Annotated in this window: 13 protein-coding genes; 4 read left to right on the forward strand and 9 right to left on the reverse strand. The window is 43.0% G+C overall.

Annotated elements, in window-relative coordinates:
- Positions 1-103: 103 nt before the first annotated feature.
- Complete coding sequence (locus BA1DRAFT_RS14345; RefSeq protein ID WP_036780412.1) at positions 104-1,297, reverse strand: benzoate/H(+) symporter BenE family transporter; 1,194 nt, start codon at positions 1,295-1,297, stop codon at positions 104-106.
- Between the two features lie 283 nt (positions 1,298-1,580).
- On the opposite strand from BA1DRAFT_RS14345, the gene BA1DRAFT_RS14350 reads away from it, so the two are divergent.
- Positions 1,581-2,249, forward strand: a complete 669-nt coding sequence (locus BA1DRAFT_RS14350) for an epoxyqueuosine reductase QueH (RefSeq protein WP_036780414.1) — start codon at positions 1,581-1,583, stop codon at positions 2,247-2,249.
- Positions 2,250-2,376: 127 nt separating this feature from the next.
- Here the strand turns inward: BA1DRAFT_RS14350 and BA1DRAFT_RS14355 are convergent, their stop codons facing one another.
- Entirely contained in the window at positions 2,377-2,592 is a 216-nt protein-coding gene (locus BA1DRAFT_RS14355; protein WP_036780415.1) for a hypothetical protein, read from the reverse strand.
- A 923-nt stretch (positions 2,593-3,515) separates the two neighbouring features.
- Here BA1DRAFT_RS14355 and BA1DRAFT_RS14360 point away from each other — a divergent pair.
- On the forward strand, positions 3,516-5,114 hold the full coding sequence (locus BA1DRAFT_RS14360; RefSeq protein WP_036780417.1) for a hypothetical protein: 1,599 nt from the start codon (positions 3,516-3,518) through the stop codon (positions 5,112-5,114).
- Between the two features lie 167 nt (positions 5,115-5,281).
- On the opposite strand, the gene tcaC is transcribed toward BA1DRAFT_RS14360, so the two are convergent.
- The 6 genes from tcaC to ppxA all read right to left on the reverse strand — a co-directional run bounded on the left by tcaC (position 5,282) and on the right by ppxA (position 21,061).
- The gene (gene tcaC / locus BA1DRAFT_RS14365) at positions 5,282-9,739 is read right to left on the reverse strand and encodes an insecticidal toxin complex protein TcaC (RefSeq protein ID WP_036780420.1); all 4,458 of its coding nucleotides are present in this window, start codon (positions 9,737-9,739) and stop codon (positions 5,282-5,284) included.
- Between the two features lie 59 nt (positions 9,740-9,798).
- Entirely contained in the window at positions 9,799-13,368 is a 3,570-nt protein-coding gene (gene tcaB / locus BA1DRAFT_RS14370; RefSeq protein WP_036780422.1) for an insecticidal toxin complex protein TcaB, read from the reverse strand.
- Positions 13,369-13,389: 21 nt separating this feature from the next.
- Positions 13,390-16,677, reverse strand: coding sequence for an insecticidal toxin complex protein TcaA (gene tcaA / locus BA1DRAFT_RS14375; RefSeq protein ID WP_036780423.1), 3,288 nt, complete (start codon positions 16,675-16,677; stop codon positions 13,390-13,392).
- Positions 16,678-17,196: 519 nt separating this feature from the next.
- Positions 17,197-17,817 (reverse strand): hypothetical protein, encoded by a 621-nt coding sequence (locus BA1DRAFT_RS14380; RefSeq protein WP_235201116.1) that lies wholly within the window; start codon positions 17,815-17,817, stop codon positions 17,197-17,199.
- A 433-nt stretch (positions 17,818-18,250) separates the two neighbouring features.
- Complete coding sequence (gene ppxB / locus BA1DRAFT_RS14385; protein WP_036780425.1) at positions 18,251-19,273, reverse strand: photopexin PpxB; 1,023 nt, start codon at positions 19,271-19,273, stop codon at positions 18,251-18,253.
- A gap of 93 nt (positions 19,274-19,366) precedes the next feature.
- Positions 19,367-21,061, reverse strand: a complete 1,695-nt coding sequence (gene ppxA / locus BA1DRAFT_RS24390; RefSeq protein WP_268747237.1) for a photopexin PpxA — start codon at positions 21,059-21,061, stop codon at positions 19,367-19,369.
- Positions 21,062-21,385: 324 nt separating this feature from the next.
- Between ppxA and BA1DRAFT_RS14400 the strand changes: the two genes are divergently transcribed.
- On the forward strand, positions 21,386-22,279 hold the full coding sequence (locus BA1DRAFT_RS14400) for a hypothetical protein (RefSeq protein WP_036780426.1): 894 nt from the start codon (positions 21,386-21,388) through the stop codon (positions 22,277-22,279).
- A gap of 216 nt (positions 22,280-22,495) precedes the next feature.
- On the opposite strand, the gene BA1DRAFT_RS14405 is transcribed toward BA1DRAFT_RS14400, so the two are convergent.
- Positions 22,496-23,458: a fucose-binding lectin II gene (locus tag BA1DRAFT_RS14405; RefSeq protein ID WP_036780427.1), complete on the reverse strand. Its 963-nt coding sequence runs from the start codon at positions 23,456-23,458 to the stop codon at positions 22,496-22,498.
- A gap of 775 nt (positions 23,459-24,233) precedes the next feature.
- Here BA1DRAFT_RS14405 and BA1DRAFT_RS14410 point away from each other — a divergent pair.
- A partial coding sequence (locus BA1DRAFT_RS14410) for an Rpn family recombination-promoting nuclease/putative transposase (protein ID WP_036780428.1) occupies positions 24,234-24,529 on the forward strand: 296 nt, incomplete at its 3' end.

Raw genomic sequence — 24,529 nt, forward strand, 5'->3', positions numbered from 1 at the left:
GTCCCATCGTAATATTCAAAGCGCAACAGACCCGGCAAACTATCATAAGTTTTATTGACAATAAGTATCATAAAGTGCTGAAAAGTATAATTTTGCTGTTCATCTAATGAACTATTTTGGTTTTCCTCGGCAGAGATAAAAGGATCATGGTGATTACTCCACCGATTAATCCCCAGAATGCAGCGCCTACGCCAAGTAACGTCACACCGGAAGCGGTGATCAAAAATGTGATTACCGCGGCGTCTCGTTGCTTTTCATTTTGTAACGCTTGTAGCAGGCTGCCAGAAATTGTTCCAAGCAATGCTAATCCGGCAATAATATGAATAAGCGCCGCCGGTAGGGCGCTGAATAACATACTGATTGAGCCACCGAACAGTCCTGCTATCAGGTAAAACACGCCTGCTACGGCAGCGGCCATATAACGGCGATTTGGGTCAGCGTGAATTTCCGGGCTCATACAAATTGCGGCCGTAATGGCGGCAATACAGACGGAAAAACCACCAAAAGGTGACAAGATCAGTGAAATGAGCGCAGTCCAGCTTATCAGTGACGAAACAGAAACCGGATATCCTGAGGCTTTTAGTGTGGCGATGCCGGGCGCGTTTTGGGATGCCATTGTGACGATGAAAAATGGAATACCGACACTCAATAACGAAGAGAATGTGAAACTGGGTGTAATAAATTCAGGGGTGACAAACGCGGCTGTAGATTGTTGTTCAAAGTGAATATCTCCCTGTAAAGCGGCGATAATCAGCCCTGATAATAGTGTTAAGATGATGGTATAGCGGGATAAATATCTGCGTGCCAGAAGATAAGTCAAACACATTCCGGCAGTCAGTACGAAGTTGACCGAAAATGAAGAAAAAGCATCCAAACCAAAGCGTAATAGAATACCGGCTAACATGGCTGCGGAAAGTGCTTGTGGGATATAGTTCATTAATCGAGCAAACAGGCCGGTAATACCGCACAGCAAGATCAGTGCTGAAGCAAAGATAAAGATACCAATGGCTTCGTTGATTGATGTTCCAGGTAGCGTTGTCGCCAGTAGCGCGGCACCCGGTGTTGACCATGCGGTAAGGACGGGGGTGCGGTAATAAAGCGATAGCCCTAGGGAGCTGATACCCATTCCAAGTCCTAGCATACTTAGCCAGCCACCGATCTGTAGGGTGGTGGCGCCCGCCGCTTCCGCAGCCTGAAAGATAATTGCCGCTGAACTGGTATATCCGACTAAAACAGCGACAAATCCGGCGGTAATTGCCGGAAAAGAGAGGTCACGCAGAGAAATTGTATGGCGCATGGTGGTCTCCATTTAAATTATTTTGGTTAAAAGTATCTGAATTTGGCTATAATTTAGCTAACTATCAGCGTAAAACAGATTTATCGGTAGTGAACTTCCTTGTACAAACTTTGATGATGACAAGATAACGGTAGAATCTGCCAGAATTTCAGGTAATTTACTGTGATCAGAAAAGTAAGGATCGCAACGGCAAATAAGTCATGATGAATTTCATTCGAAAAATTTGAAGCTAAAAATAACTATATTCTATAATTAATTCTTATAATTATATGGAGCCTGCTAAATGGAAAACTATGTTCGCCCTGTTTTAACATTACCGGATAATGCGGAACGATTATTATTGCACTCTTGTTGTGCTCCTTGCTCTGGTGAAGTGATGGAAGCGCTACATGCCTCTGGAATTGATTACACTGTCTTTTTCTATAATCCGAATATTCATCCAAAACGGGAATATTTAATTCGCAAAGAAGAGAACATTCGCTTTGCGGAGCAACACAATGTGCCATTTGTGGATGCGGATTATGACAGCGATGACTGGTTTGAACGTGCTAAGGGCATGGAATGGGAGCCGGAAAGAGGTGTTCGCTGCACCATGTGCTTTGATATGCGTTTTGAGCGTACTGCTTTGTATGCTTATGAGAATAATTTCAGCGTTATTTCAAGCTCGTTGGGCATTTCCCGTTGGAAAAACATGCAGCAAATAAATGATTGTGGAAAACGAGCGGCAAGTCAGTATCCAGGGGTTCAATACTGGGATTACAACTGGCGTAAGCAAGGCGGTTCAGCCAGGATGATCGAAATTAGTAAACGGGAAAGATTCTATCAGCAGGAATATTGTGGTTGTATCTATTCATTGCGTGACACGAATAAACACCGTAAATCTCAGGGACGGGATATCATCAGGATTGGTGTTAAATATTATGGTGATGAAGATACTGAAGGGGCTTGTTAAGCTTTTCACGATAGTCTGTTGAGGGGGGGATTTTCCCCCCTGAATTTACAGTTATGACGTTACCAAACTTGTGTCATAACGATTGCGGACATAATTGCGGAATAATATAAGTTTTAGGCCGGAAAACTCAGTGAGCCTTCTTAGCTTCTTTGCTTGCTGCCTTCTGGTGTGAGTGTTGTTTAGGTGCGGTTTTGTCGGATTTCTTCCCTGCTTTGGTATTTTCCACATGGGAAGGGGTAGCCTTGGTATCCGAAGATTGGGTTACGGGGGTGCTAGGTGCAGCTAATACTGCGCCAGAGAATAACAGTGATAATACAGTTATAGATAAGCCTAAACGTGTCATGATAATTTTCCTGTGTTTTAACTTTAGTTTCACTTGCTGGAATACATTTTGAGCGACTAAGTAAGCTACTTGCTATTCCAGATTTGTCTTAACGCTCAGTGAGTATACTGGCTTGATCGTTAATTCAGCAATTTAAGATAATGCCTTTTTATAGATTTTTATAATTCGTTGAAGAATCGTTGAAGTTTTTGGGTATAACTTGCCTGATAACAGAGAGTGTTTATTTAAAGCGATAGGTTCTCTATTGGCATGTATACTCCGGGTTTTGTGAGTTGTTTGTGTTAACTGTTCATTCATAAGCAGGTTTGCACAAGCTGTAATTAATTATTATTGCCAGTCTGCTTGCACACTATCTATAATTTATAGGTCATAGCCTATAGAAAGATAATCATGTTTTAATAAAATGAAATAAACGTAGTCTATTTATATTTTTGTTGAAATACATTGTTTATTTAATGCCAAATATATTCATTAAAATAATGCTTTTTAAGACTTGGTTTATATATTAGGTGGTAATTGGAAACTAATATAATGGTAATCGGCATTCAATTGCGGAAGGAAATAATTATCTCTAAAGCGTTACACTTGTTGTAATTAATGAACATAAATATAATCTAGTGGAATTATCATATAATAATATTGTTTTTTATTTAGATAGATTAGAGAGAAATATTATTACAACTAATTTCTATCTCTTTTGTGGACAATGGTGAAAACTACACTATTATGAAATTGATGCATTGAAATAATTAATGCCAATATAACAGTTTAGTAACTACATCACAGTCTATAATAACAGACTGAACATATTAACGCTCTATTAGGGAAAAACTTATACCATTCATGATGAAAAGGCAATGAGGTGTATGATAACTCATTGGCTATAGTCGGAAAAGTAATGTTAACCAAGTGGAGATAGATATATGTCTAAATACAAATTAAACCGATATTTATTAGCAATTTCTGTATTGTATGCTTTCATATCAGGAAATGTTATTGCCGCCAATCCTAAAATATCTGCATATTATCTGAGTGGGCCTGCTGCGCAGATTGATACTCAAGAATATTATGCCAGCCTTGATAACTTTAAAAAATTAAGTAGAGATATTTCTAAGAATAAGAGTAACTTTAATACGTTGGTATTATCTTTTGTCCAGCCTGGTTTTGTTAACTATGAAAAAAATAGCCTGAAATGTTCAGGATTGTTTGGTTATACCTGTACTTCTGATCAAAGTATTAGCACCAAAGAAGCTGAAAATGCCAGGGCTGATTTTGTGGCATTAAAAGGTGTTATCGCTGATTTAAAATCTCATGGAGTAAGTACTTATATTGCTGTAGGTGGATGGAACTTTAGTTGTTATCCGAAAATTTATGATATAACCGCCGGCAAAAAAGATGCTTGTGGTAATGAACCCGGTGCAGTTTATGATATCTTCCCTAATCCCCTGACCAAAATTCCTCGATTTGACAGTACTATTACGGGCAAAGAAGCAGATAAGGCATATAGAAATATTGTCAATTTGGCGGCTGACTTGAAAGTCGAGGGAATTGATGTTGATTATGAGGAATTCTGGCACGCTGATATTAATGCAAAAAGTTGGAAATTAACCCCTGACTCAATCAATGTTCCCCCTAATAACAGCGAAACTCTTATTACATCAACTTTAATAGCCAAGGGACTCGGCGGTTATGTTTATGATGCGTCAATGAAGATTGTCCCTGGCGCAGAAAAAATTCCCCGTGCAATGCCTGTAACCGTGGATAAATTCGCCGCTATTTTAAAATCTTTTTACACTTCAATTAATGCGGTTAAACCATCACTTAAGCTAAGTACCGCAGGTCCTGCAACGGGAGGTATCCCGAATATGTCCGCTAACTGGGGAACTAATGCGAGAAATAGTGATATTTATGGTGGTGCTTGGTGGGGAGGAAACCTCTATGGTTTGATTTATAATACTGCGCTGAGTTATCCCGATTTGATCAACCGACTCAGTTATATTGGTGTGATGACCTATGATTTAAGTGAAAAAGATTGTGGATTTATTGGCGGAGGTGAAACATATATTCCTTGTGACCTTCCTGGACAGGTTAAGTATTATTATGGTCAATATATTAACTGGCTTAAATCCGGCAATGAAGTAGTCACCTTTCATGTCAAACTGAAAGGAGCACGTAATTATGCTCAGGCATCAGTTCAACCGCAAAAATTATTGGTTTTGCCGCCTATTACGGTTGGATTTGAAGTGGGTAAACCGGCAACCGGTAATTTGCCGCTCACGAAGGCAGCTCTCAACAGCATATTAGATGGTACGATCAAATATGGTAAAACGGGCCTTATAATGTGGGATCTATTTAAGAATGAACGTTATGACGGTAATAACTGGAAAGATGAGTGGGCAACACCTAATGATCTTTTGTCTACGGCTTGCAAAAAAATAGGATTGACAGGAGAGCATTATAATTGCGATAGCTCTGTCCCGACACCTGCTCCTGTTTCGGCTTTTACTAAGAAAGAACATTGATGTTGATATTTAATCTTTAATTCTGTCAATATGCAGGTTTCCTTGAAAGGCGACCTGCATTATTAAAGAGAACGGTGGAACTTAGCGGAAATGCTGAATCTTCATCGTTGATTGGATACTGCCCCGCGATGTACCGCGAGCGGGGCAACAGATAAAAATAGGTAAAACTATGGGGTTCTTGATGCTGTATCGTTTTCATCCTCACTGACAATAAACCACGGGGTGTACAGTTTTTCTCGCAAATATTTCTTAGCGGTAATGACTTTGTATTCCCGTCCCAGTGGATCATAAAGGTGGGTATCGGCAAACAGGTCATCTCGTGCGCTGTCATCACTAACGTAGCGCCAATCATTCAGAAAATAGGGTTGATAAGTACGCACAGGTTGGCCTTTGTCGTCATATTCTGTGCGACCGGAAACGGCCCATCGGGTGTCTGTAGGGGCACTGACCAGAACGCCATTTGCATCCACGACCAGCCCGCCATCCTCTTTACGTTGCCAGGCATCACCGGGCTCATGACGGGCTGAACTCTGGAGTAACCGGCCAAAACCGTCACTAAAGCTCACCGTCTGTTGGTGCTGCTGTTGCGGATCGCTATCATAGCGATCAGTGGTGATCCCCAGTACATGTGGCGGTAAACGGGGAATACTTGTCAATAGCGAAATAAGTTGAATTGTTAGGTTCTGATGGCCTATTCCCCGTTTCCCACTCAACGCGCACACTTTCCCATCTTCGGTAATCATATGAGCGGCACGCAGTTGCGCCCATAGCGCTTCTGCCTCTTCTTGTGACTGAGAAAGCTGAGACAAAGATAACGACGGCATCCAGCTATCAACGGCATAGACTAAACATTGGGCAACGGGAAGCGCGCCAGTTAATGCCAGCGCTTTATCTATGGAGTCCGGTGGTGTGAAGGGCTGGTTGGAATAGCCTGCGGCTTGTCCTGCCTCTGTGCCCCAGAACCGGCTGGTGGTCACGCGACCTAGCGCATCCAGAGTCACAATATGTTGATTATCATTAATATCTGTCAGTTGTACCGGTGTAAGGAAACGATAATCGTAATGGGCTTGCGTCGTTAATCCAGCGGCATCCTGAGTCTGTATTATTACACAATGATGGGTATCCCAGGTCAGTGTGGTTTTCCCTGTCAGCAACGAGTTACGTTGAGCCTGAGGCCGCCAGAACTGTGCGGCGTCACCGTAATCGGTATAACCTTGCCGTGCCACCCATACCGGGCTTTCTGATCCGGTATTAAACAACCGCGCGACTTGCTGATAACCGGCCTGTGTCAGCGCGGTATTCAACTCTTGTTCTTCAATCACGCCTTCATACGCCTGTAATGAGGTATCGTCCATCATGGCGGTTTCTTGGAACGCGACCAGCGCCTGTAACGTGGGCTTTTCTAGTGTGACTTCCGCTTGACCGGCGGTGTAAAACGTCTGTTGTTGCCCCAGATAAACGGCCGCTTTTTCATCTGCTAGCAGGCCATCATCTTTCAGCAAGATTTCAAGGGAAATCCCTTCGGTTGGAATTTTGCTCCGGTCATAAGTATAAACATCACGGCGTTGTGCATTCGGTAAACCTAATCGCCAGTTTTCCCCGTCAGTCAGGTGATGCCAGCTATTTTTTTGTCTCACCAGACGTAATAGTTGTTGTTGATCATCATAGCTGCTGTCAAATAGTGTTTCCGGCAGGGTAGGCGGGTAGGGATTCACTGCTGGTTTTTCGCGGCGCGGCCAGGCAATATCGACACTTTGCAGTGATTGACCAAAGATATCGTGTTGCAACTTGATACTCTGGCTGAACTGTGGGTCAGTGATGATACGTTCATAGTGGTAGCTGCGATTTTCAATAGCAGTCACCCAGGCAGATAATTCAGTTTCTTTATCTACGGGAATAGAGCGTACCTGATAGCGCGATTCACTGACGGTATAAGGCACTGTTTGCTTATCCGTTCCGTCCAGACCGTAGAGCTCAGTGCGTAGCAGTTGGCCTTTAAGCGCTCGCGTCAGCCAGTTACGTTGTGTCTCATTGGGGGTAAATGCTTGGTCTGTCTGGTTGGTGTGATCCCAGACGGTATAACGGGTTTCAAATCCGCTATAAGCTTGCGTGTCTGCCTGCCAATATTCCGTAGCTAATTGGCTGTCTACTTCATCCATGCCGGTGGCAAACCAGCTAATACTCAGCGACGGTGCCGCCTGTTCGGGGGCGGTGCCGTGAGAAAACGTTGTGGTATCTGTCTGTTTAATGCAGCCAAATCCTCTGAATTCCCGCTCTTTACCATCCCAGACGCCGTGGCTGTAGTTGACTTCACTGGTGAGCCGGTTGCCGCTGATTTCATCCTGAATTTCGGTATACCATAGCAAATGCATTGGAAACGGCAGATAACAAGCCGGAGATTTGCCTGCTTTGGTGAGCTGTAATTTCTCATCCAACCAGAATTGCGCGGAACTACGATAATGTAGCGTGTGATGTGCGCCCCGGTTATTGTTCATCACATTCAACAACCACGGCTTGGTCAGTGACAGGTCACAACGCCAGTGATGTGGCGCGATATGTGGCACAGTCAGAATCAAGCTGGCTATCCCTAATCCCTGAATATCAGCGACTTGAAGTTGGCAAGTGTTGTCAAATTGTACGCCTTCTGGCAACGCTAATGTCAGAGGGGCATCAAACTGATTACCACTTTGGTTGAGATAAATGAGCAAAGAGCCGGATTGCGCATAGATAAGGTCGGTGGTGCCGGAGCCGTCGATATCCGCCAGAAACAGCCGTTCGGGATTGAAGTTATTTTCGGGCTGGCTAAATCCTGACAGAGTTAGTGGTTGACCGAAACGGCCATGCCCTAGATTCGGCCAACAGGTGACGCGATTAGCCTTGATTTCCACCAGATGTTGTTGACCGGAACCGAGCATATCACTGAAAGCCACCAGTTTGCGGGCATCGGTCCCTGTGACAGGCAGGGTGATACCTGTGGATTGGGGGACATCTTCTCCTTTACGCCAGCCGTTTCGCTGGTTGGCATATAGACGCACGCTTTTCGGCCCGATCAACACTAAATCAGATAAGCCTGCCCCGGTAAGGTCAGCGAATTGGATGCTTGGATGAAAATATTCCACGGGCAAAGCATTGATTGGCGTAAAGTGCGTCCATTTTCCATCGGGTTGTTGGCTATGGTATCCGCGAATACCGGAGGCGGTAACAACCCAATCCAGCTGGCCGTCTCCGTTGATATCCATCAATGAGGCGTTATCCTGCAAACTGGGTAGGGTAGGCAGTGGGGCGATTTTACCGTAAGTGACGGCATTGCTGTCTCCGTCTTCCTGACGTTGCGGCGCTTTATACCACCAAGCGCCGCGGTCTTGGTACAGCATACCCGGCAACCCTTCTCCCCGTAGATCGACCAATTGATAACGTTGCTGCGAGTTAAAATTATCTAGTGCATCAAAACGTTGCCATGTCGACTTTTTCTCCAGATCAAACCGCTGCCAGGCTAACTCTAGTGGTGGCAGAGTGACTGGGCTGCCATCCGGTTCATGGCTTAATTGACGGATGGTAATCAACGTGGTGACGCTGGCGTTTTTGTCATATTCCAGTATCAAGCGTCCAACCAGTTCCGGCGTGTCATTGGTACTGGCTTCTCCGGCCATGAGGGCGGTACGGTGAAACATCAGCACTTGTTGACATAAGCGGCGAGTACGCACTTCAAAGCCATATTCGTAGCGAGAGAAGATATCCGGGCGTACAGACCATTGCGCTGTACCTGCATCCCATGTTGGCACGGTATGAAGTGAGGTATCGCGCTCACCGTGGTCAAAGACCAGATGAAACAGCCACTCTTCCGGTGCGGGAGGTGCGTTATCCAGTACGAACAGGCTGGCTTGTGGTTTGATGTTGCCGTAGTTCACCTGTACCAGATAGCGCTGTGCGGTAACATTGGGATGAGCGGTTTTTTCATTGTCGTCACAATGGGCTTCATCTTCGGCTCGATATTGATAGCTGACATGTTCACCGGCTGGCGTCACAGTTTCTTCCAGCAACCACTGGGCGATTTGTTGGTCATTTTGCGGATTTGCCAGACAAGCCTGCGCGGTTTTCCCTAAGATGTGTAGTTGGCCGTCCGGTGACGATATCAGCCAGAAAGCGCGTCCTTCTTGACCGGAGGCAGGTTGCCAGTATTCGATTTTACTGAAATCTAGGATCTGGCGGGCTTGATAGCGGGTCACGGTATAGGAAATTGGCAAGGTAACGTCTTGCAGCGTCTTAACGTCCTGGCGGATATCAGGTTGCCCTTGGTCATTCAGGGCGATATTCATGACCTCGCCTTGTGGGGATAGGAACGTGTCGTCATTGCCGTATTGTGGAATGCCATGTTGGGTGCGTCGGCTAATGGACATAACACCGCATTGCCAGCCGATGCCGAAAGGCCCATTACCCGCGCTGTTGCTGTAAATCAGCGATAATCCAGGAGCCGTCCCTCTGCCGGTCGAAAGGGGTAATGGCAGAGATAGGGAGGCCATTCCATCAGGGCCGGCAGTATTCAGTGCTTCTCCCATGCCATTGATAGCACCGCCACCTTTGGGAAGTGACAGCGTTGTAATCGATACTTCTGGTGAATCCTGCATAAAGTACTCCTTAATAACAGGCCCCGGATAGGGACCTGTAATCGACAAAGAAAAGAAATTTACGCGTCTCGAATGATGTAATTCAGATGCACAATGATGTCACTCAGATTCGCGACCAACTCGTGTTGCGTTCCCTCTTTACCCGCATGGAAAATATTGAGCTCCAGTGTGCCGGTTGTTGCATCTCGACCTTCAAAAGGCAGAAAACGGCTGTCGTTAAAGTCGGTAACAAACCGGCCTCCGTCATTCACACCGTGTGATAAGGCGGCGATTTCCGCACCCATTACCAGTGTGGCTTCAAGATCTTGATATGGCCCCAGAAGTGTTGGCAGGGTGACGGCGATACGTTTAATACGACGTTTCTTCTCGTTACCCAAGTTGTAAGAGTTATCCAAACCTAGCTGACTCAAATCCAGTGTTGCTTGGAAGATATCCCCTGTCAGCGCCAGAGTAACGCCGCCGGACGCAGGTACTTTCTCGCCGTTAAGCACCTTATTGATATTTTCACTTAACGTCCCTGTGCCAAACAGGGTATCCAGCGACACGGTGCGGATGGCTTCTAGCCCGATACCACCACGTGCAAGCCAGATGGCATCCAGTTTCTGTAGCTCTGAACTTAAACCTTCTCCTGCTAACAGCCCTTGCCACAGATCATTCCACACCGGAACCTGGAAAAGACTGTCGCTCTCTTTCTCGCCTAATTCCTGTACTAATGCGGCTTTTGCCTGGAGACAGATTGGCAGAGTGGAATCATACATCTGGTAATAGAGCGCGGAGAGACGGCCGGCCATCCAGTTATACAGTGCCTGCCCGGTAAAACGGGTGGTTTGCAGGTCATAAATCGCCTGGGCATTCGCTTGTTCGGTTTCAGAGAGCGTGATCTGCTTTTGTGCCATTGTGATCTGCTCTTGCAGGCTTTGTATCTGGGCATCCAGTTGGGTTATTTCGTTATCAGCAATATCCCGTTGCAATGCCCATTCTTCCTGACGACGCTGATAGCCTGCTGTCACTTCTGAAATGCCCGCGCTCTGATCCTGGATGCCGGCGCCAACTTGGGTTGCTTGCCCGGAGCCAATTAATGGCGCTCCCCATTCTGATCCGCCGTTAGCCAGCCCGAAGACGTTAGGTACCGCGTTGGCGATTCCGCCGGCAATCAGCAATCCCGTTGCAACGCCATTGGTAATCATGGCGGTGCTGCGTAGTGTCAGACCGGCGATTTCTGCCGCAGATAGACCGCCGTTAATCAGGTCGCTGTAATGTTTTTGCCGCAATGTGGCGCCATCACGGCTAGCCTGTAATGCGGTCAGGCTGTGTTGTAATCCTTTTAGATTATTTTGTTGTATATCGTGTTGTTGTTTCAGAATGGCTTGCTGTTGAGTCTGCAACAGTAGCGTCATTTTTTCATTATCCTGATGTTCTAACGTTGTTTGTAAGCTGTTGCCGAACTGAGTCAACAAACTCACGGCAGAGCGGGCGCGTTCTACCAATAACGGATAGCGCCAGCCCTGAACACTGCCTTGACCACCAGCCGGACTACTGCCTGTACTGTCCCCTCCAGCTTGCTGACGTTGCAGGGTTTTCGGGTCTACCGGCGTGGCATACAGTGGCAGATTTAGCGGTTGACCATCCAGACTCAGATTGTGGCGCAGGTTGTATAGGCGTAACTCAAGTTTATCCCAGTAACCGAGTAGTACATCGTTGTACGGTGGCAAGAAATCACCGTCGCCAATATTTGCGGTATCGCCTGCGCTTAGCCAGGCAGCGAACGTCATCACCTCCGGTGAACTGAGGAATGTCGGTGTGGCAATAGCGCCAGCTTCTTTACTCAAGGTGGGATTTGGCCAAGTATTGGTGGTATGGATATCAGGGCGCGGTCCCAGTAGCTGTTGTGCCTGAATGTAGTACATTTTGGCTTCGACTAGAGTGTCGCGTTCAAGTTGACGGTAAGCGCTGTCGCCTCGGGCAATCAATAGATCAAGGGTATGCAGGAATATCGCCAGCTTGTAATGCATCGGGTCCGCCATAGCGATCACATCTGGATCAGTGGTGGCGGGCTGTGTGGTATCCCATGCGGTATCCAGTTGCAATGGCATCACATTCCAATAACGTGGTTTACTGCCATCCATAATGAGCTGGCCATTAGCATCGCGATAACCGGCGCTGCGGAAAATATATTTGTACCAAGTGTCCGCGTCTTCGTAACGTTGTTCGGTTTGCATACGGACCGCAACCAGGAACGGAATATGGAAGAAGATTTCCCATAGATAAATACCATAGGGACCACTGAAATTATCAACCGGATTAGATCCGCCAAACTGCCCCTGAACGTCATAATTAAGTAGTGAATCGAGGCTAATATCTAATAGCGCGTTGAGATCTACATAATTAGGGAGGTGTAAATCAATGGCAGAACCAGAAGGTGGTGTAAATTGTTTTCCATCTGATGAGAATGTGCCGTAGGAGGTGAATTCTATTGTATTAATAGAGAGTGTAAAATTGCAGTAGTTATTATCATTGTAACTTTGTCCATGACACATGCGTAATTTAGTTGTGGCATAATCCTTTGACGATAAATTTGCACTTCCTGTACTAGATAGGTTCTTAATCACGTTGCCAGAGTCATAACATAACGTCACTCCAGTACTGGGAGTAGCTCCGCCGGCATTCTGAAAAATAAGTACAGTCCCATCATCAGAAATATTCATCTGAGCATCAGAACCATATTGTGAAGCTACTTCAGTCGGGCTTGATGATCCTGTTGCTCCAACTCTATTGTAGTCAGTAAAAGAAAGTTCCAAGATTTTTTTCTTTGATGCCCAGCTATAATCGCTACTCATCACCCAGATGTTTTTATAAACAAAATCTATTTTATCTTCTTTCGAGATAGTAAACCAACGGATGTGCAGCTTGTTATTTTCCCAGAAAGGCTCGACATGCCCTGAATATGCCTCACTAATCCCGGCATTAATTGTTCGCCACTCTGACCATTGATCTGGTTTCAACTTACCGCCATCAGTGACTAAAGTTAATTTTCGCCAATAAAATGCATAGGGTGCATTCTGTGTACGGCCAATAAAGAAGATGGTTTTATTATCCTTACCTTGGCAGGCAGTAATATAATCAAGGGTAGCTAAAGTGTCATAACTAATTAGATAATCACGTAACTTAGATTCAACTAATTCACTTTTTAATTTCCCTTGAGAAATACCTTGTTCAAATGCGGTAAATATCTCGGTCTTATTCAATCGCAATGTTGGATCAATATAATCTCCGGCATAGAATTTCAACCGCTCCTTGCCAGCCCAAGTGCTATAACGGTGGTTAAAACTATCCCAGTTATATAAAAACTGTTCATCGGCAAAATAGGGTTTTGCTGAGTCTGCCAGCGTGCCGTCATAGCCCTCTATCGCACGATGAATAAACAATTGCAGACTACCAATCGCCTCGGATAGCGGTGAAGTGGTAACCAGATCGCTAATTTTGGTATCCAGCAACAGATATTCGTACAGATCGTCGGCGGTCTGGATACTCTCTTTTAAATCTGCGGGCACCTGAGTAGCAATATAATGAGCAACCAATGCATCACGGCGCGCTTCTTTCAACGTTTGTGTAAATAAAGATTCAGACATAATCAATTCCTTCTTATCCGGTTACTGACGATTGCTGATTGCGGCACTTAAGTTTTGGGCTACCGATGCCAGTAAGGCGCTACTCTCGGCGGCAGGGTCTGCTTGCATCATGGCCAACAGATTGCCCAGAGTGGTACTACCGACATTCAGGCTTTGCCCGACGCGTAACCAGGTCAGAAGTTGCCAGAGAGAGGTAAAACTTTTCGGCCAGTTATTTTCACCTAATAGCAAGGTATTAACTTGCGCTACCGTACCTTTATCCATCTCATGCAATGTGGCGATCAGTGAAGCTGCATTTTCAGTCGTCATATCGTTGGCATTTAATTGATCGAAACAGCGCATCGCTTCATCACGGGAAACGGTGACCTGAGTTTGCCACTGTTTAAAACGTGATAGCGTGAGTAATAGCTCCGGATTGGGTATAGGAACATTCGTGATGCCGTTGATTAAACGTTCGGGATAGGTTGTCAGTAATTGCAGATCCTGCTCGGTCAGGCTCAGCCATTTCACAATTAACACTAGCTGGCTAAGTTGCTGAGTAGCAATTACCAGAGAAGTGTCGGTTTGTAAGGACTCTAACGTGGCATTGTCATGGCTAAACAGGGTTTGAATATCATGCCAGTAGTTCGCCAGTGTAAAAGGATTATCACTACCGATTGTGATTTTCTCCAGCCAGAAGGTTACGATACCCATCACATTGCTCTTAATGCCGAAACCGGCACTTAGCGCCCGCAGCACTTTCTGCTGTAACGCCGAATCCATTGTTTCTTTAGTGGCAGCTTGACTATTCACGCTGTCACAAACGTTTTCCAAGAAATTGAACATCTCAGCGGTGGCGGTACCGCTCCATTGCGTACTTACCATCCCTTGCAGATAAGTCAGACTTAGATTTACGGACGACATCCAATCCAGCACCTGCTCGGTACGGCGTAAAATAGCCAGTGGTTGCAGGGATTTTGCCTGACCTAACTGTTGCAATAAGATATCTTTTCCGCCTTCCATCAGACGCCATAAAATTTCGGCTTGGGCAAATGTCAGCCCAAACAAACGGGGAATGGCGCCGAAGCGATACAACTGACTGGCGGTATATTCATCCAAGGTAAAACTGCCTGCATTACCGAAGCAATAGCGACCAATACGGAACAGTTCATCACTGGTGACACCCAATGCTTTGCAGCATATGGCGGCTAACTCATCCTGCTCATTTTCTGCATATTTCACCTCTGTACCTAGCGCAATGACATGATTACCGTCGGCAGAGCGGAAAGCGGTTTCATAGAAACTGGGTGTCTGATCTGGCGTATAAGGATTTACTGCACTAATGAAGGTCGCAAAGGTATTGGCATCAAGCCCATAGCGCTGTTTTAGGCTGACATACTCTGCCAGTGCTTCAAGGACCGGCTTATCCAGCACAATTTTGTCGTGGTGGTCCGGCACACTACGGCTGGCATTGGCAATCAGCCAGTCCAATTCTTCAAATGATAGCCCGGTCTGGGATGATAAACGCACCAGCTTTTCAGCGCGACCGGCTAAGGCGACTACCGTATCGTCAGTGAAATTTAGGCTCTTGCCATCAGTCTGAATCCACAGATATTGACCATCAGCCGCGTCTGCCAGTGTGCTGTTCAGATAAGCGGCACCGTAGACATTGACGTGGGTTGGGGTGGTTTCCCCAAAACGAACATAGCGGCTGGCTGCTTTCGCATCAATGCTGCTTTGACTGTAAGATTGCTGAGCGGTCAAATCCATTAACTGATTGAAGCTTAACCGGGTCTTCTCACAGAAAGTATCGATAGAATTCAGTTTGCTGGTCAACTCGCTGGTTGACAATGGAGAAGCCCGTAAGCTAGCGCCGTTAAAACCATAATGGTTGGTAATATCATCTTCTGTCGGTGCCGGATTGGTCATCAATTGATAACTGACCGGCGTCAGTGACAGCGTTTCGCGGGCTGGTGGCGATGGAATATCATTGATAGCGGGAGGAATCACATCATCAGAGTTTGTCGGGGTACCTGAGCTATCGCTGCAAAATGTTAATAACAGCCCTTTGTCTTTTGCCCCATTGATGATCAGCGCATTTTTCCAGTTTGACTGACCGGAACTATCTACCGCGATATAACCCTGCTCTGTTTTCAGATAGTACTTATCCTTATTCTTGCTGCGTTCCAGTGTGACTGGCAGATGGAAGCCTGGTAAAGGCTGAGTACTGCCTGATTTATTGGCTATTTGAGCAAAAATGCCGTCTTTATCCGGGTTGGTCGGGCTGTTGCCTCTTAAGAAACAGCCGGTCAGAACATTACCGTCTCCCATCTTTGTATCATCGGGAGCTCCCAGGTAGTAACACTGTTTTGCCATTGACCAGATGAGTTTCAACGGTGCGACAATAGCGGCAGCGGCTTGATCTGGATTACCGGCAATCAATTGTGCGCCGATAATGCCGCTTCCGCTGGTGTATTGCGACAGGTAAACCATAGGTTGCCCGTCGAAGCCTACTGCTTTGAAATAAAAAGTGTTTCCGGCAAAAAACGTATCTTTATTAGCATCTTGGGCGGTGAACAGTTTGCGTGTATTCGTATTATCGGCCTGTTCTGAAACCGCTTGTGCCGTGGTATCTGTCAAAGTATTCCACACACCGTTCAGCGTTCTGGCTTGTGCCGATAAAGCGGAATCGATTTGCGACAGATGATCGTCATAAGGTAACGTCATTGGGAAGAATGCGCTGGACAGTTCAGCAATATCTTTACTGCCTTTTTGTAGCACATCCAACAAGATATCAAGGGAAGTGACCTCTTTATTCATCGTCGTTTCGCTTAATATCAGATCTTTCAGATCAGCGCGGCGATTATCGATATGCAAACTGGAATCTGATTTATGCAGATCTTTAGCAACCCGGTAGAGTGCGGAAGCATAACGGCCCGGTGAAAATAGGGATTGGATAGAGGCAGCGTCAGCATATTGACTGGCACGGTTCATTAAATCGCTGAAATCCCCGTCGCCGCCAATATTCTCGACCAAAGCATCTTTAAGCACAGAAACGTCGGATTGCGCATTAAGTTTAGTCATCCCTTTAATAACCGGCTCCTGACGTAATTGCCAGGCTCGGTAGAGGGATTTCAGATTTTCTGCCCGTTGCCGCGCCTGACGATAGACGGTATGAGCCTCTTTAGCGGGCAGGGTGGGAACGGACTGAACGAACGCAGCACGGCTGATTGATGCGATATCAAATACGTTTTGATAACCAGCGTCAAGTAGGGACTGTTCGGATGTGTCTGATAAAAATGAAATTTTATTTTGCATAACAGTCACCATTACATGGTTTAGAATTAGAACATCTTGGAAGGTTAGTTTCGAAAATCGAGCTAGCTTTCTTGGTGTAGCAAGTCATAAACATTCCTTTTATTTTTGTTTGCTTATTGCTGGTTCAATTAAGGTGATACAGGGATAAATAAAACGACCAGTATGAGAAACTTCATCCAAGGTGCTGATAGCAAAAGTGTAATAAAAATGAAAAATAATTTATGATAATGAGCTAGTTCATGATTTATCTTAGGTATTTATAATCATTTTCACTATTTGGTAAGAGTTGTTAATTGATGGAGGCATGACTTTATAGCGTGGAAGCTTATTATGTTAAGCTCAATTTTTATTAATGTAGGAATAAAAAATTAATTTAATCATAGCGGCAAATAAACTACGTAAATAGTTTCAATCTGAAAATAATAAAACTTACATTTATCGGGCATTTTTGGTCTTTTGCTGGCTAAAACGCACAAAAACTTATTTCGTTTGTTCTTGCCAGCTTCGTTTGAGCGATAAAGCGAGCTGTTGTTACCGCATCTTACGCCACAATGGCATGATATTGGTCAACACATCAGGGGGAGGGCAAGGATCATTCACCTTTGCCATTTTCCATAAACCGGTCTGGCTCTTGCGGGCAGCATTATTGGACATGAAGACTTGATATAACGAGCCTGTATCGCCAGCATGATTATGGGTATCAAGAAAACCTTTATTTCCCCATCGATTATAGAGAGAAATACTATCGCCTGCTCTGATGTTTTCATTTGGTGGAGTGGTTTCACAATAAATAATCCATTCTAATGTCGCTCTTTTGCGGGTATCTGAGGTATAGACTTGATGTATTTCGGTTAATTGTTCATTTTGATCCACTACATCATAATATTGTAAATAGCCGCCATCACAGTAATATAGGTTGTGAAGTAAAATAATATCATTATTGATTATTTCACTACCGACAGGTTTTCCTATTGCTGACTCAATTCTCCAGGCGCCGCCATAAATAGCTAAGGAAGCATCTACGGTTACTACGCCATATTTGGTTCCGGGTTTATTGCCGTTGCCAAATACACTGAGATACCCTCCGCTCCAGTTCTTGTAGCTGTTTAATATTGTCACGGTATCGCCATATTTAAGTATATTACCCATCATTTCCTCGGAAAATATGCTATTGCTCTTCAAACAACTGATGCTTACCCTGAAATGCTTTTACTTCCGATGATGCTATTACTGCATAACTTCCGGTGTCATTTCAGGGCTAGGTTATTGTCATGAACAGGTTATCTCGCCTTTTATCTGCTCCCCTGTGGACGTGAAATAGGATCGAATTCCTGCACTGTTGAATATTCATAGCAACGGGAGATAGGAAAAGAAAAGATCAAAAAATTAATTTTTATCGGATAGGAGGCTATTTGGCGGATAACCGAGTTTGGCCTGTTATCATGTTACTTGAAAGGGTAAGTCATGTTTTTTCTATTTGTAACCGTGTGTCATATCAGTAAAAGCGGCATAATACCGCTTTAATTTATGGATAAATGTCATCTCTACTGATGTTGCCAGCGTAGTGTATTTGTGGTTTTTTGATTCAGGTCTGTGACCAAATTAACACGACTATGCTGTCATCGTAATTATTATTGCCCCCATTGCTGGCGCCAATAATGGCTGTTCCCGGTTTTTCGTCAAGGGTATTATAGGCGTAACGGAGTTTGCAGGGTTTGCCGTCGCCTATAATTTCAATGCAGACTTTGCCGGTGCTTGATGAGTAATTTTTAAAGCCCAACACACTATTGACTCCTTGGCTGATTAATGTATCGACTAACTGATCGTCAATATACACTTTTATCGTTTGCTGGTGGGTAGTATTACCATAGGCTGACAGGCTAAGCTTGATATTATGAGGTAACTGGAAACAGTGTTTACCGGTGTTCGTGCTGCCACAGATTCCGCCACAGTTTCTATACTCACTACCTAACGAATCGATATCAACCGATACGGAGGCTTGAACTTTTTTGAAGGTGACTCCTTTCCAGTAAGCTTGAATAAAGGAGGGTTCGCCATCAATAACATGAGATTTTGTATTGTATTGGATGTAATAACTATCTTTGAAAAAGTAAATAATAGAGCCGGCGGTATTCTTCCATAAAATAACAGCATCGAGGTCTTCACTGAATCCTGCATATTTCCCGGTGGCGCCCCATCGGTCCGAGATGGTTTTCTTACTAATTGTGTGTGAACTGACGGTGTAATCGATGCAATCTCTGCCTTTGAAGAAACAGACAACATCTTGTTTTGTATCCACCCATTCTGTGGCGGCGTCTATACCATTTTCCAATCCAGTACCTTTCAACCCCGGCCATCCCTCAATAATGGGTTTTGGCCCGTCAATCACCAGGGCTTTGGCGATATCGAATTTAAGGTATTGTGATCCTTTAAAAAAATATAATGAGCCGCTTAAATTAATCACATCGTCAATATCTTTTTGAAACTCGATAGGGAGACCAGGCCAATCATGGCTGATGAATTGGGGGTAATCGGTATCTGCTTTATCTTCTGAGTCGTTATATCTAATGTTTTCTGAGTTAAGAAAGAAATAGGTTTTTGAATTCATTTTTTACATCCTTAATAATGGTTAATCTGAATGTTATTCTGATGTGTTTACTCGATTTTCTATTTTCAGATATCACAGCGATATATTTTTGTCTCATGATAATGGCCAATTCAACACTACCACACTATCATCATAATTGTCATTGGAACCATTGTTAGCGCCGATAATGGCTGATCCCGGTTTTGCTTCGAGAGTGTTATAGGCATAACGGAGTTTGCTAGGTTTACCATCTGCTATAATCTCGACGCAGACTTTGCCGGTACCTGATGTGTAGGTCCTAACATCCGTTATGTGACTTATCCCTTTACCAGTTAAAGTATCGACTAATCGGTCGTCGATATAGACATTGATTGTTTGTTGATGAGCGTCACTATTTACGTAGGCTGTCAGGCCAAATCGAATACTTTGAGGTAATTGGAAACAGTGTTTACCGGTATTATTAATCCCACATGTTCCGCCGCATTTTATATTGATATCACTGCCTAATACATCTGGATCAACTGATACGGCCGCTTGAATTTTATTGAAAGTAACGCCTTTCCATTTAATTTGAATAAGTTCGGGTTTACCATACAGACTATTCAACATCAGATGTAAGCGGAGATATTCATTGCCTTTGAAAAGATAGATAAAATAACCGGAGTTACGCCATAGAATAGCGGCGTCTAAATTTGTACTAAATTTCGCGTATTCCCCGGTAATTCTCCATCTTTCTGCGATATTTTTCTTATCAATGGTGTGTGAACTCACGGTGTAATTAATACACTCTTTGCCTTTAAAGAAACAAACGATATCTTCTTTTGCATCTATCCACTCTGTGGCGGCATCGATCCCGTTTTCAAATTCCGTTCCTGCTAATCCCGGCCATCCCTCTATAATGGGTTTTGGCCCGTCAATCACTTGTGCTCTTGCAATATCAAATTTAAGATATTGCGAGCCTTTAAAGAAATACAAACAACCATTCAAATTAATCACATCATCAATATGCCTTTGAAACTCAATAGGCAGATTAGGCCAATTATTACGAATGGGTTGAGGATAACCGGTATCGATGTTATTTAATGGATCATTATATTTAATATTTTCTGCGTTAAGGAAGAAATAGGTATTGGTATTACTGTCATTACCTATTTCGCTGCCTAATAAATCCATATCAATTGGCACCGCAGCTTGAACTCTTTTGAAGGTCACACCACGCCAATTAGCGCCAATGGGAGCTTGACCATCGATGGTATTCGATTTCAGATTAATCCTGATGTTAGAATTATCTTTGAACAGGAAAAGAAAAGGGCTGCCAATATTTATCCATAAAATAGCTGCATCCAAATTTTCACTAAATTCTGAGTATTGTTCTGTTATCCCCCATCGGTCTGCGATAGTTTTTTTACTAATAGTATGTGTACTCACCATATAATCAATACAATCACTGCCTTTAAAGAAACAGACGACATCTGTCATACCCGTTTTTTCTACATAGGGCCATTCTGTGGCGGCGTCTATTCCGTTTTCAAATTCCGTTCCGGCTAATCCCGGCCATCCTTCTATAATAGGTTTCGGTCCGTCAATCACTTGTGCTTTGGCAATATCAAATTTAAGATATTGTGAGCCTTTAAAAAAATACAAAAAACCATTTAAATTAATCACATCATCAATATGTCTTTGAAATTCTATAGGAAGATCAGGCCAATCATTGTTTATAGGCCGGGGATAACCGATGTCTGCCTCATACGATTTCTGATGGTGTTGAATATTTTCTGAGCCAAGGAAAAGGTAACTTGATGTATTCATTGATATATCCTTGTTGGTGGTTGGGATTTAATATGTTGTTTAAATTTATTTTTTACAACAGAAATAGATGAAAATAACATTAAGATACTCCGATTTAACTCTGCCATATTGATCATCTGTCTGGTGAATAGGGAAATTTATATTATTTAAATTAATCCTGATGATAGCTTATAAGCAAGGCTATATATTAACAACTCATTAATGGATTTAATATTGTTGGATTTTATGTGGATTACTTTATTTAAGAATTAAAGATGAACTTATCTGAGGTATAAAATACAAGATTAATATGTGATTTTATTTTTTATAGGAGATATTTTAGTCATGAAATTAGAACAACATGAAAGTTCAATCTCAATTGAAAGTTTCTCTAATTCCACTGCGGTTCCAATAACGGTATGGGAACCAAATTTATATCCTGAAGGTCGATGGGTAGATGCGACAACACAGCGAGCTGGCGTGTTGTTTAAGGACTCAAGCTATGGGACTAGCGCTTGGGATATCATCAGTGTTGGGGGAAGAAAAGCTTTCAAGGCACAAACGTTGTCTAAATTCGGCAATATTGGCAGTCACTGTCTCGGGATTGCAACAGACACACCGGTTGATGCCAGACATTGTTATTGTGAACTTGACCTGTTTTGTAATCCATATCCTGACATTTCAGTGAGTGTGTTATCCAGGAAAACGAGTGCAAGCGGGACATATCGAAATATTGGTTACGGCTATATGGCGATTCACTTAACTGGGGGGTATAAAGGTAAGAACCAATGGATGCCATCGAATATTTCGTTGGGTACTTCGATTGACACTGCAACGCCTTATATTATGGTTTGGAATCTACAGGCTGCTAATTTGGTTCAGGCAGTAAACTTTGTTGGCAAACAAACGGGCGGTATTTATAAAGGACAACCGACGCTAGGTGGTGTTAATGGTGTTCCACTGAGTTATGAATGGCCAAAAAATATTTGGTCACGTTGGCGAATTGGATTGCTTGCGGCAAATAACGGTACGTTAATTGTCGAGTGGTATAATGTTGTGGCAGATAAATGGAAGGTAGAGCTTTGCCAATATAATATGAATACGCTGATGACGGGAAATCTTGCGTCTGGTCAGATAGGGATTATTCTTGGTATGTCTTCTCAGGCTACCACAGTAGATCAACAAAATTCTCTTTACCGAACACCGTTTGATCGAGCGATATTTTTTCAAGATTTCTAATATGGAATACTGAGTCTGATTATTTAACCATCTTGTGTGATATATACCAAGGGGCTTTCTTCCTGGCCCCATAATTGTTGTAATATAGAAAAGTGATTTTAATTATAATCTTATTATCGTTGTTAAATATGGCGTACAAGAAAAGCGGTATAATACCGCTTTAATTGATTAGTAAATGTTTTTTCTTGTGGTGAAGTTTACCAAAGTATTTTTAATTTACACCAGCGGCCAATTTAATATTACTACACAGTCATTGTAATTATTATTGGTACCATTTTCAGCACCGATAATGACTGTTCCCGGTTTTCCATCGAGGGTGTTATCGAAATAACGTAGTTTGCTAGGTTTGCCATTTCCTTCAATTTCAATACAAACTTTTCCTGTACCTGATGTGTAGGTTTTGGTCGCCATCGGATTATTTGTGCCTTTACCGGTTAATGTATCTACCAGAAGGTCGTTAATATACACTTTTACCGTTTGCTGAATGTTCGTATTATTGTAGGCTGTCAGGCCAAATTGAATATTTTTAGGTAATTGGAAACAGTGTTTACCGGTGTCATTGGTGCCGCATTCTCCACCACAATTTGAGGGTTTGGTAGGCGGACAAGGGTCATTGATTTTTTCCATTTTCCACTGGTCTACCTTATGTACTTTACGAGCGCTATTACCAGAAAGAGATACACCATATAACGTGTTTGGTTTGTTGGCATTACCATAACTATTAAGGAAACCTTTATTTCCCCATCGATTATGTAGGCTGATAATTGCTCCTTCTATGATATTTCCCTTTATAGAATAAGGTGTCTCGCAATAAATAATCCACTCTAATGTTTTTGGAGAATATGTATTTATATCAGATGTGACTATCGGATGTATTTCTCCACTTGGTACCGGTTGATTTGGGCCATCATAATATCCCAAATAACCACCATCGCAGAAAGCCAGATTATGAAGCAAAATAATATCATCATTAATTATTTCGCTGCCGATAGCTTTTCCCGTTCCTGATTGTATTCGCCATATTACCCCTAGATCAGAAAAGGAAGGAGCTACAGTTAATACGTTATGTTTTGCTCCCGGGATGTCGTTACTTCCGTGTGTACTGAGATATCCTCCTTGCCAGTTATTGTAACCATTTAATATTCTTACTGTATCGCCATATTTAAGTATATCTGCCATAATTTATCCTTAATGTTTGTGGTTTATTTTTAACAATGAGTATGATACTGAAATTACCCTGGCTTAATTATTCTGTTTCATAACTTTATGGGTTATTTCAGAATAGGTTATTAAAATCAGCGAAATGCTCAATTTTTTTGTAATCCTAAAAAAATGATTAACGCTTGATTTGGATTAATTATGAATATTAATGGCTGTTGAAGAAAGGCAGAGGATTTGTTTCTTGCTTCTGACAATGAATATATCACTAAAAATTCCTTTACTTAATTTTCGATATTTTTATCTTGAACTGTAAAAAATAGCATTTACTGATTTATTTACATTGTTTATTAAGTTAAATTATTTAATCGTGATGGGAAAATAAAACTTAATTTTTATTGACACGAAGGATACAACCCTAATAGATTGATACTTTGATATAAATAACATTTATACCCAATAGATCATCTGGATGGAACTCAGTCCAATTTTTTCGATCTGAATATTTAAGATTAACGAAAATATAAATAATCAATGTTTTGATAAAGGGATTATTATTATGCGAATGAAAATTAAAAACTCATTTAAATTAATGGCTTTCATAAAGTAATTATTGTAAATATAATATTTTCTCATTTTTCCTTTTCTGATATTTGATTCTTTAGGCTCTTCTATTAATGCATTCGGTAAAGATTTGCCTGAGGAAATCTGAGACAATGTTTTTTATGACTTGGTAGAAATACTATACCTTGGCAATGAGTGGTAATGACTAACTAATAAGACAGAGAAACAGATTGTGGTAAAGAAAGAAAAACAACGACCTCACCATGACGCGTTATTCAAGCATTTTTTAACGCAGCCCGAAACGGCCAGGGAATTTTTATCCCTTTATCTGCCCGAAGAGATCCAGTCGTTGTGTGATTTAGCCACATTGAAACTGGAATCCGGCAGTTTTGTGGATCGGGATTTACGTCAACTGCACAGTGATGTGCTGTATTCGGTTGAAACAGCTAGGGGACAGGGCTATATCTATTGTCTGATTGAACATCAGTCCACTCCTGACCCGCTGATGGCCTGGCGGCTGATGTATTA

Source organism: Photorhabdus aegyptia, from assembly GCF_000612035.1.
GTDB lineage: Bacteria > Pseudomonadota > Gammaproteobacteria > Enterobacterales > Enterobacteriaceae > Photorhabdus > Photorhabdus akhurstii.

What these genes read in the sequence shown, in the direction of transcription:
- BA1DRAFT_RS14360 (WP_036780417.1), top strand. Translation starts at nt 3,516, where the DNA reads ATGTCTAAATACAAATTAAACCGATATTTATTAGCAATTTCTGTATTG.
- tcaB (WP_036780422.1), bottom strand. Translation starts at nt 13,368, where the DNA reads ATGTCTGAATCTTTATTTACACAAACGTTGAAAGAAGCGCGCCGTGAT.
- ppxB (WP_036780425.1), bottom strand. Translation starts at nt 19,273, where the DNA reads ATGAATTCAAAAACCTATTTCTTTCTTAACTCAGAAAACATTAGATAT.
- ppxA (WP_268747237.1), bottom strand. Translation starts at nt 21,061, where the DNA reads ATGAATACATCAAGTTACCTTTTCCTTGGCTCAGAAAATATTCAACAC.
- BA1DRAFT_RS14345 (WP_036780412.1), bottom strand. Translation starts at nt 1,297, where the DNA reads ATGCGCCATACAATTTCTCTGCGTGACCTCTCTTTTCCGGCAATTACC.
- BA1DRAFT_RS14355 (WP_036780415.1), bottom strand. Translation starts at nt 2,592, where the DNA reads ATGACACGTTTAGGCTTATCTATAACTGTATTATCACTGTTATTCTCT.
- BA1DRAFT_RS14350 (WP_036780414.1), top strand. Translation starts at nt 1,581, where the DNA reads ATGGAAAACTATGTTCGCCCTGTTTTAACATTACCGGATAATGCGGAA.
- BA1DRAFT_RS14380 (WP_235201116.1), bottom strand. Translation starts at nt 17,817, where the DNA reads ATGATGGGTAATATACTTAAATATGGCGATACCGTGACAATATTAAAC.
- tcaA (WP_036780423.1), bottom strand. Translation starts at nt 16,677, where the DNA reads ATGGTGACTGTTATGCAAAATAAAATTTCATTTTTATCAGACACATCC.
- tcaC (WP_036780420.1), bottom strand. Translation starts at nt 9,739, where the DNA reads ATGCAGGATTCACCAGAAGTATCGATTACAACGCTGTCACTTCCCAAA.
- BA1DRAFT_RS14405 (WP_036780427.1), bottom strand. Translation starts at nt 23,458, where the DNA reads ATGGCAGATATACTTAAATATGGCGATACAGTAAGAATATTAAATGGT.
- BA1DRAFT_RS14400 (WP_036780426.1), top strand. Translation starts at nt 21,386, where the DNA reads ATGAAATTAGAACAACATGAAAGTTCAATCTCAATTGAAAGTTTCTCT.